Origin of the sequence: Streptomyces sp. CT34 (assembly GCF_000805335.1) — a bacterium.
GTDB lineage: Bacteria > Actinomycetota > Actinomycetes > Streptomycetales > Streptomycetaceae > Streptomyces.
In genome coordinates, this window is record NZ_KN708638.1 from 5,452,916 (window position 1) to 5,464,428 (window position 11,513).

The 11,513-nt window shown below is 75.3% G+C and carries 6 protein-coding genes; 5 read left to right on the forward strand and 1 reads right to left on the reverse strand.

Annotated elements, in window-relative coordinates; genetic code table 11:
- The 4 genes from RZ84_RS23885 to nudC all read left to right on the forward strand — a co-directional run.
- On the forward strand, positions 1–2,986 hold a 2,986-nt coding region (locus tag RZ84_RS23885; protein WP_241777837.1), incomplete at its 5' end, for an ATP-dependent helicase.
- A gap of 136 nt (positions 2,987–3,122) precedes the next feature.
- On the forward strand, positions 3,123–6,791 hold the full coding sequence (locus RZ84_RS23890) for an ATP-dependent helicase (protein WP_043266001.1): 3,669 nt from the start codon (positions 3,123–3,125) through the stop codon (positions 6,789–6,791).
- Positions 6,792–6,800: 9 nt separating this feature from the next.
- Positions 6,801–8,201, forward strand: coding sequence for a dipeptidase (locus RZ84_RS23895; protein ID WP_043266002.1), 1,401 nt, complete (start codon positions 6,801–6,803; stop codon positions 8,199–8,201).
- A 77-nt stretch (positions 8,202–8,278) separates the two neighbouring features.
- Positions 8,279–9,214, forward strand: coding sequence for an NAD(+) diphosphatase (nudC, locus tag RZ84_RS23900; protein ID WP_043266003.1), 936 nt, complete (start codon positions 8,279–8,281; stop codon positions 9,212–9,214).
- 68 nt (positions 9,215–9,282) lie between these two features.
- On the opposite strand, the gene RZ84_RS23905 is transcribed toward nudC, so the two are convergent.
- A complete protein-coding gene (locus RZ84_RS23905; protein WP_043266004.1) occupies positions 9,283–9,528 on the reverse strand; it encodes a mycoredoxin in 246 nt (81 codons plus the stop codon).
- A 222-nt stretch (positions 9,529–9,750) separates the two neighbouring features.
- On the opposite strand from RZ84_RS23905, the gene RZ84_RS23910 reads away from it, so the two are divergent.
- A partial coding sequence (locus RZ84_RS23910; RefSeq protein ID WP_241778087.1) for an ATP-dependent helicase occupies positions 9,751–11,513 on the forward strand: 1,763 nt, incomplete at its 3' end.

Genomic DNA, 11,513 nt, shown 5'->3' on the forward strand with positions numbered 1-11,513 from the left:
CGTCCCCCAGGCCACCACCTTCCACTCCTTCTGCTACGCGCTGGTCCGCGCCCACCAGGACGCGGACCTCTTCGCCGACCCGCTGCGGCTGCTGTCCGGCCCCGAACAGGACCTGGTCGTCCGCGAGCTCCTCGAAGGGCAGGCGGAGCTGGCCGGTTCCGGCCGCGCCCGGGTGCGCTGGCCGGAGGAGCTGCGCGCCTGCCTGACCACCCGCGGCTTCGCCGACGAGGTCCGCGCGGTGCTGGCCCGCAGCCGCGAACTGGGCCTGGGCCCGCACGCGTTGGACGCCTTCGCCCGGCGCACCGGCCGCCCCGACTGGCGCGCCGCGGCCGGCTTCCTCGCCGAATACCTCGACGTCCTGGACGCCCAGGGGGTGCTGGACTACGCGGAACTGGTGCACCGCGCGGTGCTGTTGGCCGGGGAGCCGGCCGTCGCCGCCGAGCTGGCCGGCGCCTACGACGCGGTCTACGTCGACGAGTACCAGGACACCGACGCCGCCCAGGTACGGCTGCTGCGGGCGCTCGCCGGCCACGAGGGCGCGCCCGCCGCACCGGGCTCCGCGGGCCGTACGCTCATCGCGTTCGGCGACCCCGACCAGTCGATCTACGCCTTCCGCGGCGCCGACGTGAACGGCATCCTCGACTTCCCCGAGACCTTCCGGCGCGCCGACGGGACCCCCGCACCGGTCGCCGTCCTCGGCACGTCCCGGCGCTCCGGCGCCGGCCTCCTGGCGGCCACCCGCCGGCTGACCCGCCGGATGCCGCTCACCCGCCTCCCGGCCCGGAAGGTGCGTGCCCACCGGGAGCCGTCGGCCGTACGGGACGGCGGCCGGGTCGAGGCGTACACCTACCCGACCGCCGGCGCCGAACTGGACAACATCGCGGACGTGCTGCGCCGCGCCCACCTGGAGGACGGCGTCCCCTGGAGCGAGATGGCGGTCCTCGTACGCGCCGGGGGGCGCTCGATCCCCGCCGTGCGCCGTGCGCTCACCTCCGCCGGCGTCCCGCTCGACATCGACGGCGACGACCTCCCGCTGCGCCACGAACCGGCGGTCGCGCCGCTGCTGACCGCGCTGCGGGTCGCGGCCTCGGGGCAGTCGGCGGCACTCTCCATCGGGCCGGAGACCGCCATCGACCTGCTGACCTCCCCGCTGGGCGGTATGGACTCCGCCGACCTGCGGCGGCTGGGCCGGGCGCTCCGCGAGGAGGAGCGGGCCGCCGGCCGGCCCCTGCCGCCGCCCTCCGACGAGCTGATCGCCCGCGCGCTGGCCGAGCCCGAGCGCCTGGTGGCGCACGACCCCGGCTACGCCCGGGGCGCCCAGCGGCTCGGGCTGCTGCTGCGCAAGGCCCGCGAGCTGCTCGCCGGCGGCGGGACCGCCGAACAGGCGCTGTGGGAGCTGTGGGACGGCACGCCCTGGCCGGGGCGGCTGGAGCGGGCCGCCCGGCGCGGCGGCGCCGCGGGCCGCAACGCGGACCGCGACCTGGACGCGGTGGTCGCCCTGTTCGAGACCGCGGCCCGCGCCGAGGAGCGCACCGGTGGCCGCGGCGCCCTGAACTTCCTGGAGGAGCTGGACGCCCAGGACATCGCCGCGGACACTCTCACCCGCCGCGCGGTCCGCCCCGACGCCGTACGGCTGATGACCGCGCACCGGTCCAAGGGCCTGGAATGGCGGCTGGTGGTGATCGCCGGCGTCCAGGAGGGCCTCTGGCCCGACCTGCGGCGGCGCGGCTCGCTCCTGGAGGCCGACCGGATCGGCCGGGACGGCCTGGCCGCGCCGCTCACCCCGGGCGCGCTGCTCGCCGAGGAACGCCGGCTGTTCTACGTGGCGGCGACCCGGGCCCGGGAGCGCCTGGTGGTCACCGCCGTCAAGGCCGCGGCCGACGACGGCGACCAGCCGTCCCGTTTCCTGACCGAACTGGGCGTCACCCCGCAGGACGTCACCGGGCGGCCTCGCCGGCCCCTCACGGTGGCCGCCCTGGTCGCCGAACTGCGCGCCACCACCGTCGACCCGGACGCCACCCCCGCGCTGCGCGCCGCCGCCGCCCGGCGGCTGGCCGAACTCGCCGCGCTGACCGACGACGACGGCCACCCCCTGGTGCCCGCGGCGCACCCGGACAGCTGGTGGGGCCTGCACGAACCCACCCGCAACGACGTCCCGTTGCGCGACCGCGACCGCCCCGTGGTCCTCTCCGGCAGCGCCCTCGACCAGCTGGCCAACACCTGCTCCCTCCAGTGGTTCCTGGGCCGCGAGGTCAGGGCGGAGCCCCCGTCGACCGCCGCCCAGGGCTTCGGCAACGTGGTCCACGTGCTCGCCGACGAGGTCGCCTCCGGCCGCACGCCCGCCGATCTGGCCGTCCTGATGGAGCGCCTGGACTCCGTGTGGGACGCGCTCGCCTTCGACGCCCCCTGGAAGTCGCGCCAGGAGAAGGACAACGCCCGCGCCGTCCTGGAGCGCTTTCTGCGCTGGCACGTGATGGAGCGGGAGACCCGCGGCCGGGAAGCGGTCGCCACCGAGCACGGCTTCGACGTCACCCTGGAGGCCGGCGCCTACGAGGTCCGGATCCGCGGCAGCATGGACCATGTCGCCCGCGACGAGCGGGGCCGCGCCTATGTCGTCGACTTCAAGACCGGCAAGCAGAAGCCGACCGGCCCCGAGGTGGCCCGCCATCCGCAGCTCGCCGTCTACCAGCTCGCGGTCCGTGAAGGCGCCCTCGACGACGCCTTCGGCGGCCGTACGCCGGAGCCCGGCGGCGCCGAGCTGGTCCATCTGCGGCTGGGCGCGCCCCAGAAGGAGGGCGGCGACGCGCTGCCCGCCGTCCAGGCGCAGCAGCCGCTGGACGGCGACTGGGTCGGCGAGCTGCTCGCCACCGCCGCCGGCCGCGTGCTGGAGGAGCGGTTCACGCCCACCGCCGGGACGCACTGCGCGCACTGCGCCTTCCGCGCCTCGTGCAGCGCGCAGCCGGAGGGCCGGCAGATCGTCGAGTGAACCGGCACCATCGCGCGCGGAAGCTGAACCCGGCCGTACCGCGTGGTAGCCGGCCGGTTCCCGCCGGTACGTCGCTGACCTGCATGGATGCCGACCCGAGGAGGGATTGTCGGTGGCGGCCGTTACGGTTTGTGAGGTGTCCGCTCGCATCACCGACCCCGAGCAGCTCAAAGAGCTCCTCGGCATCCCGTTCACCCCGGAGCAGACGGCGTGCATCACCGCCCCGCCCGCCCCGCAGGTCATCGTGGCCGGAGCCGGTTCCGGCAAGACCACGGTCATGGCCGCCCGCGTGGTGTGGCTGGTCGGCACCGGCCAGGTCGCCCCCGAGCAGGTCCTCGGCCTGACGTTCACGAACAAGGCGGCCGGCGAGCTGGCCGAGCGCGTCCGGGCGGCCCTCCTGGCGGCCGGCGTCACCGACCCCGACGCCCTCCCCGGCGGCCCCGCGGGCCCCGACTCGCCCCCCGGGGAGCCGCGGATCTCCACCTACCACGCCTTCGCCGGCCAGCTCCTCAAGGACCACGGCCTGCGCATCGGCCTGGAGCCCGGTGCCCGGCTGCTCGCCGACGCCACCCGCTTCCAGCTCGCCGCCCGCACCCTGCGCGCCGCCCCCGGCCCCTATCCGTCGCTGACGACCTCGCTGCCCTCCCTCGTGGAGGACCTGCTCGCCCTCGACGGCGAGCTGGCCGAGCACCTCGTGGATCCGGCCGCGCTCCGCACGTACGACACCGGGCTGCTCGCCACCCTGGACGGCGCCCGGCTCACCAACGCCGATCTGCGCAAGGCGCCCGAGACGGTCCGCGGCCGGCTGGAACTGCTCGACCTGGTCGGCGCCTACCGCGGCGAGAAGCGCCGCCGCGACCTGCTCGACTTCGGCGACCAGATCGCGCTCTCCGCGACCCTCGCCACCACCCGCCCCGAGGTCGGCCGGATCCTGCGCGAGGAATTCCGGGTCGTCCTCCTCGACGAGTACCAGGACACCTCCGTCGCCCAACGGATGCTGCTGTCCGGGCTCTTCGGGGCCGGCACCGGGGCCCCCACCGGCCATGCCGTCACCGCCGTCGGCGACCCCTGCCAGGCCATCTACGGCTGGCGCGGCGCCTCCGTGGCCAATCTCGACGACTTCCCCGCCCACTTCCCGTTCGCCGACGGGGCCCCGGCCCGCCGCTTCGCCCTCAGCGAGAACCGCCGCAGCGGCGGCCGCCTCCCGGACCTCGCCAACGGCCTCGCCGCCCCCCTGTGGGCGATGCACGCCGGCGTCGAGGCGCTGCGCCCCGCACCCGGCGCCGAGCGGGACGGCGTGGTGCGCTGCGCCCTGCTGCCCACCCACGCCGAAGAGCTGACCTGGATCGCCGACTCGCTCGCCCACCTGGTGCGCACCGGCACCCCGCCCGGCGAGATCGCGGTACTCTGCCGCACCGCCTCCGACTTCGCCCGCATCCAGGGCGAACTGGTCGCCAGGGACATCCCGGTGGAGGTCGTCGGCCTCTCCGGGCTGCTGCATCTGCCCGAGGTCGCCGACCTGGTCGCGGTCTGCGACGTCCTCCAGGACCCGACCGCCAACGCCTCCCTGGTCCGCCTGTTGATCGGCCCGCGCTGGCGGATCGGCCCGCGCGACCTGGCGCTGCTGGGCCGCCGCGCCCGCGCTCTCGCCCACACCTCCGGCCACCGGGGAACGCCGGGCGACGACCCCGAACGGCGCCTGGCCGAGGCGGTGGAGGGCGTCGACCCCGCGGAGACCATCTCGCTCGCCGATGCCCTGGACACGTTCCTGGAGGCCGACGGCCCGGACGACGGCCTGCCGTTCTCCCCGGAGGCGCGGGTCCGCTTCGCCCGCCTGGCCACCGAACTCCGCGATCTGCGGCGCTCGTTGGGCGATCCCCTGATGGACGTACTGCACCGGGTGCTCGCCACCACCGGCCTGGAGGTCGAGCTGTCCGCCTCCCCGCACGCCCTCGCCGCCCGCCGCCGCGAGACACTGGGCGGCTTCCTCGACATCGCCGCCGGCTTCGCCGCCAAGGAGGGCGGCGCCGCCCTCGACGGCGAGGCGACGCTCCTGGCCTTCCTCGGCTTCCTGCGCGCCGCCGTCCAGTACGAGAAGGGCCTGGACAGCTCGCTTCCCGGCGGCGAGAACACCGTCAAGGTGCTCACCGCGCACAAGTCCAAGGGCCTGGAATGGGACGTCGTCGCGGTGCCCGGCCTGGTCGCCAAGCAGTTCCCCGGTGAGCAGGCCCGGGAGTCGTGGATCAGCCGCCCCAAGGTCCTGCCGCACGCCCTCCGGGGCGATGCCGCGACCCTCCCCGACGTGGCGGAGTGGACCGCCCGCGGCCTGAAGGACTTCAAGGAGGCGATGAAGGACCACCAGGCGACCGAGGAGCTCCGCCTCGGCTATGTCACCTTCACCCGCCCGCGCTCCCTGCTCCTCGGTTCCGGCCACTGGTGGGGCCCCAACCAGAAGCGCCCCCGGGGCCCGTCCGCCTTCCTGGACGCCCTGCGCGCGCACTGCGAGGCCGGCCACGGCGAGATCGAGTTCTGGGCCGAGCCGCCGGAGGACGGTGCCGAGAATCCGGCCCTCGCCGAGGCCGCCGCCGACCAGCCCTGGCCGCTGCCGCTGGACCCCGCGGCCATGGCCCGCCGCCGCGCCGCCGCCACCGAGGTCCGCGGCCATCTGGAGCGCCGCCGCCCCGCCGCACCCGTGCCCACCGCGCCCGCCCACGACCCGGAATGGCCGCCCCCGCCGGCGGACGAGGAGTGGCCGGACGCCCCCGAGGACGCCCCGTACGAACCCGACCCCCACGAACCCGACCCCCACGAACCCGACCCGTTCGAGGACCCGTACGGGGACGCCCCGTCCGGCCTCCCCGCGGCCGAACCGTCCGGCCTCCCCGACGCAGCACCGTCCGACTCCGCGAGCGCTCCGCCGCCCGTAGGCGTCGCCGCGCAGGACACCGGCGCCGCCCCGCCCCTGCGCCCCCGCATCGGCGCCCAGCGCTCCGCCGAGCCCGACCTCCCAGGTCCCGTCGCCCCCACCGGGGCCGAGGGCGGCCCGTCCGCGCTCCTCCCCGAGGAGCGCCGCACCGTCGGCTCCTGGGACCGCGATCTGGCCGCGCTCGCCGCCGAGCTGCGGCGTTCCCGCGCCCGGGTCCGGGACGTCCCGCTGCCGGCCTCGCTCACCGCCACCCAGCTGCTCGGGCTCGCCGCCGACCCGGACGGCTTCGCCCGCGAGCTGGCCCGCCCGATGCCGCGCCCGCCGCAGCCCGCCGCCCGCCGCGGCACCCGCTTCCACGCCTGGGTCCAGTCCCGCTTCGAGGAGCCGGCCCTGCCGCTCCTGGGCCCGGACGAGCTCCCGGGCGCCGGTCCCGGTGAGGCGGCGGCCATCGCCGACGAGCAGGACCTCGAAGCCCTCAAGGAGGCGTTCGCCCGCACCCCGTATGCCCGGCGGACCCCCTTCCGGGTGGAGGTCCCGTTCCGGATGACGCTCGCGGGACGGGTGATCCGCGGCCGGATCGACGCCGTCTACAAGGAGCGCGGCCCGGACGGCGACCGCTTCGAGATCATCGACTGGAAGACCGGCCGGAGCCGGCCGGACGGCTCCCGCAGCGCCGGCGCCGCCGACCCCCTCCAGCTGGCCGTCTACCGCCTCGCCTGGGCCGAGCGCTACGGCCTGCCGCTGTCCGAGGTGGGCGCCGCCTTCCTCTTCGTCCGCACCGGCGAGGTCGTCAGACCCGCCGGCCTGCCGGGCCGGGCGGGGCTCGAACGGATCCTGCTCGGCGATACCGCCGACCGGGATCCCCCGGAAGGCCGATAGGCTCGCCGTATGAGCACCACCCCGGACAGCGCCGTCCGCGCGTACCTCGACGACCACCGCGAAGCCTTCCTCGACGACCTCGCGGAGTGGCTGCGCATCCCGTCCGTGTCCGCCGACCCCGAGCGGGCCGCCGATGTGCGCCGCAGCGCCGAATGGCTCGCCGCCAAGCTGGCCGAGACGGGCTTTTCGACCACCGAGATCTGGGAGACCGAGGGCCTGCCCGCGGTCTTCGCCGAGTGGCCGTCCGGGGACCCGTCCGCGCCGATCGTGCTGGTCTACGGCCACCACGACGTCCAGCCCGCCGCCCGCGAGGACGGCTGGCACACCGACCCCTTCGAGCCGCAGACCGTCGACGGCAAGCTGTACGCCCGCGGCGCCGCCGACGACAAGGGCCAGGTCTTCTTCCACACCCTGGGCGTCCGCGCGCACCTCGCCGCCACCGGCCGCACCGCCCCCGCGGTCAACCTCAAGCTGCTGATCGAGGGCGAGGAGGAGTCCGGCTCGCCGCATTTCCCGGCCCTGATCGAGAAGCACGCCGACCGCCTCGCCTGCGACGCCGTGATCGTCTCCGACACCGGCATGTGGTCCCGGGACACCCCGACCGTCTGCACCGGCATGCGCGGCCTGACGGACTGTCAGATCGATCTGTACGGCCCGGACCAGGACATCCACTCCGGTTCCTTCGGCGGTGCGGTCCCCAACCCCGCCACCGAGGCCGCCCGGCTCGCCGCCGCGCTCCACGACACCGACCGCAGGGTCGCCGTCCCCGGCTTCTACGACGGAGTGATCGAGCTCACCGACCGCGAGCGCGAGCTCTTCGCCGAGCTGCCCTTCGACGAGGAGCGGTGGCTGCGCACCGCGCACTCCCACGCCACCCTCGGCGAGGCCGGCAGCACGACCCTGGAGCGCATCTGGGCCCGCCCCACCGCCGAGGTCAACGGCATCGGCGGCGGCTACCAGGGCCCCGGCGGCAAGACCATCGTCCCGGCCACCGCCCAGCTGAAGCTCTCCTTCCGCCTGGTCGCCGGCCAGGACACCGCCGCCGTCCAGCAGTCCGTGCGCGACTGGGTGGCCGACCGCCTCCCGGCCGGCATCCGCCACGAGATCACCTTCTGGGGCGCCACCCGCCCCTGCCTCACCCCGCTCGACCACCCCGCGCTCCGGTCCGTCGTCCGCGCCATGGGACGGGCCTTCGAAACGAAGATCCGCTTCACCCGCGAGGGCGGTTCGGGCCCGGCGGCCGACCTTCAGGACGTCCTCGGCGTCCCGGTCCTCTTCCTCGGCATCTCCGTCCCGTCCGACGGCTGGCACGCACCGAACGAGAAGGTCGAGCTCGACCTGCTGATGAAAGGCGTCGAGACCGCCGCCCATCTGTGGGGCGACCTGGCGGACACCTGGCGCACCGCTTGACCCGTGCGCGTACCGCCGTGCCGTTCCGCGCCCGTACGCAGCAACCACCCACGCCATAGGGGGAGTTGGAAACAGCAGTGACCACCTGGACCGACCACACGGCCGACCGGCCGATCACCTTCAGCGCGCCGAGCGGAATCGACCGCTCCGCCCACCACCGGCTCGACGAGGCATGGCTGGCGGCGGCCTGGAGCCACCCGACGACGCGCGTCTTCGTGGTGTCCGGAGGCCAGGCGCTGATCGACGACACCCCCGACGGCCGTACCGAGCTGATCATGACGCCGTCCTTCGAGGCGCCGCTGACCGAGGCGCACCGGTACTACCTCGGCACCGACGAGGACGGCGTCAGCTACTTCGCGCTCCAGAAGGACGCGCTCCCCGGGCGCATGGACCAGTCCGCGCGCCCCGCGGGCCTGCGCGAGGCGGGTCTGCTGCTCTCCCCGCGCGACGCCGGGCTGCTGGTCCACGCCGTGGCCCTGGAGAACTGGCAGCGCCTGCACCGCTTCTGCTCCCGCTGCGGTGAGCGCACGGTCATCGCCGCCGCCGGCCACATCCGCCGCTGCCCGGCCTGCGGCGCGGAGCACTACCCGCGCACCGACCCCGCGGTGATCATGCTCGTCACCGACGAGGAGGACCGCGCCCTGCTGGGCCGCCAGGTGCACTGGCCGGAGGGCCGCTTCTCGACCCTGGCGGGCTTCGTCGAGCCGGGCGAGTCCATCGAGCAGTCCGTCGCCCGGGAGGTCTTCGAGGAGGCCGGCGTCGTCGTCGGCGACGTCGAATACATCGCCAGCCAGCCCTGGCCCTTCCCGTCCAGCCTGATGCTGGGCTTCATGGCCCGCGCCACCTCGTCCGAGATCCAGGTGGACGGCGAGGAGATCGAGGAGGCCCGGTGGTTCTCGCGGGAGGACCTGCGCGCCGCCTTCGAATCCGGCGAGGTCCTGCCGCCCTACGGCATCTCCATCGCCGCCCGGCTCATCGAGATGTGGTACGGCAAGCCGCTGCCCAAGCCGTGACGCACGGGCCGTCGGCCGGCTCCCTCACCGGACCGGCCGACGGCCGTCTCACACGGTGCGCCCGGCGCTCAGGCCGCGCCCACTTTCTGCTTGACCTGCGCCAGGGACGGGTTGGTCAGCGTCGTGCCATCGGCGAAGAGCACGGTCGGCACCGTCTGGTTGCCGCCGTTGGCCTTCTCCACGAACGCCGCCGACTCCGGGTCCTGCTCGATGTTGATCTCGGTGTAGGCGATGCCCTCGCGGTCCATCTGCCCCTTCAGCCGACGGCAGTAGCCGCACCAGGTCGTGCTGTACATCGTCACAGTGCCCGCCATGTGCCCCGCGCTCCTTTTGCTCGGTCTCGATCGTGATCAGGTGCCGCCGGCGCCGTACGGACGACGGGGCACCGAGGAGAAGAACGCCCACCGGCCCCGGACCATTCCCGGCCATGCGCCGGCGACCGTGCTCCGTCCACAGCGGCCCCGTCCGGTACGACCGGCCCCCGCCGCTGTGGACGGCTTTCCCGGGCGCCCCGCGGGACCTGGCAGCATGGCGGGGTGACAGCAGCAACGGACTCCCCTCTCTTCCCGCAGGTCCCCGAGACGGCCGACGCGGTGCTCGACGGGCTGGATCCCGAGCAGCGCGCGGTCGCCACGGCGCTGCACGGTCCGGTGTGCGTGCTGGCCGGCGCGGGCACGGGCAAGACCCGCGCGATCACCCACCGGATCGCGTATGGGGTCCGGGCCGGCATCCTCCAGCCCGCCAGTGTGCTCGCGGTCACCTTCACCGCCCGCGCGGCCGGGGAGATGCGCGGCCGGCTGCGGCAGCTCGGCGCCGGCGGGGTGCAGGCGCGGACGTTCCACTCCGCGGCGCTGCGCCAGCTCCAGTTCTTCTGGCCGAAGGCGGTCGGCGGCGAGGTGCCGCGGCTGCTGGAGCGCAAGGTCCAGCTGGTCGCGGACGCCGCGGCCCGCTGCCGCATCCGGCTCGACCGGACCGAGCTGCGCGACGTCACGGGCGAGATCGAGTGGTCCAAGGTCACCCAGACCGTGCCCGCCGACTACCCGGCGGCGGTGGCCAAGGCCGGCCGCGAGGCGCCGCGCGACCCGGCCGAGATCGGGCAGATATACGCCACGTACGAGCAGCTCAAGCGCGACCGCGGCAGTATCGACTTCGAGGACGTGCTGCTGCTCACCGTCGGCGTGCTCCAGGACCGGCACGACATCGCCGAGCAGGTCCGCGCCCAGTACCAGCACTTCGTCGTCGACGAGTACCAGGACGTCAGCCCGCTCCAGCAGCGGCTGCTGGAGCTGTGGCTGGGCGACCGCGACAGCCTGTGCGTGGTCGGTGACGCCGGCCAGACGATCTACAGCTTCACCGGCGCCACCCCCGACCACCTCCTCGACTTCCGCACCCGCCACCCGCACGCCACGGTCGTCAGACTCGTCCGCGACTACCGCTCCACCCCCCAGGTCGTCCACCTCGCCAACGGCCTGCTCGCCCAGGCCACCGGCCGCGCCGCCGAGCAGCGCCTGGAGCTGGTCTCGCAGCGCCCGGCCGGCGCCGAGCCGGTGTTCACCGAGTACGCCGACGAGCCCGCCGAGGCCGAGGGCACCGCCCGCCGGATCCGCGATCTGATCGCCTCCGGGGTCCCGGCCAGCGAGATCGCCGTGCTCTTCCGGATCAACGCCCAGTCCGAGGTCTACGAGCAGGCCCTCGCCGACGTCGGGGTGCCCTACCAACTCCGCGGCGCCGAGCGGTTCTTCGAACGTCCCGAGGTGCGCGAGGCCGGGATCAAGCTGCGCGGCGCGGCCCGCTTCGGCGCCAACGACACCCTGCTCGACGGCGCCGTCGACCTGCCGTCCGAGGTGCGCGCGGTCTTCAGCGACATGGGCTGGACCGCGCAGCCGCCGGCCGGCTCCGGCGCGGTGCGCGACCGCTGGGAGTCCCTGGCGGCCCTGGTCCGGCTCGCCGAGGACTTCGCCCGGGCCCGCCCCGGGGCCACCCTCGCCGACCTCGTCGCCGAGCTGGACGAGCGGGCCAACGCCCAGCACGCCCCGACGGTCGAGGGCGTCACCCTCGCCTCGCTGCACGCCGCCAAGGGCCTGGAGTGGGACGCGGTGTTCCTGGTCGGCCTCACCGAGGGCATGCTGCCGATCCACCACGCCAGGACCGACGAGCAGATAGAGGAGGAGCGCCGGCTGCTCTACGTGGGCATCACCCGCGCCCGGCTGCGGCTGACACTGTCCTGGTCGCTGGCGCGCTCTCCCGGCGGGCGCGCCTCGCGCTGCGCCAGCCGGTTCCTGCACGGCCTCCGGCCGGG

Coding starts and splice junctions, on each gene's coding strand:
- RZ84_RS23895 (WP_043266002.1), top strand. CDS start 6,801: ATGAGCACCACCCCGGACAGCGCCGTCCGCGCGTACCTCGACGACCAC.
- RZ84_RS23905 (WP_043266004.1), bottom strand. CDS start 9,528: ATGGCGGGCACTGTGACGATGTACAGCACGACCTGGTGCGGCTACTGC.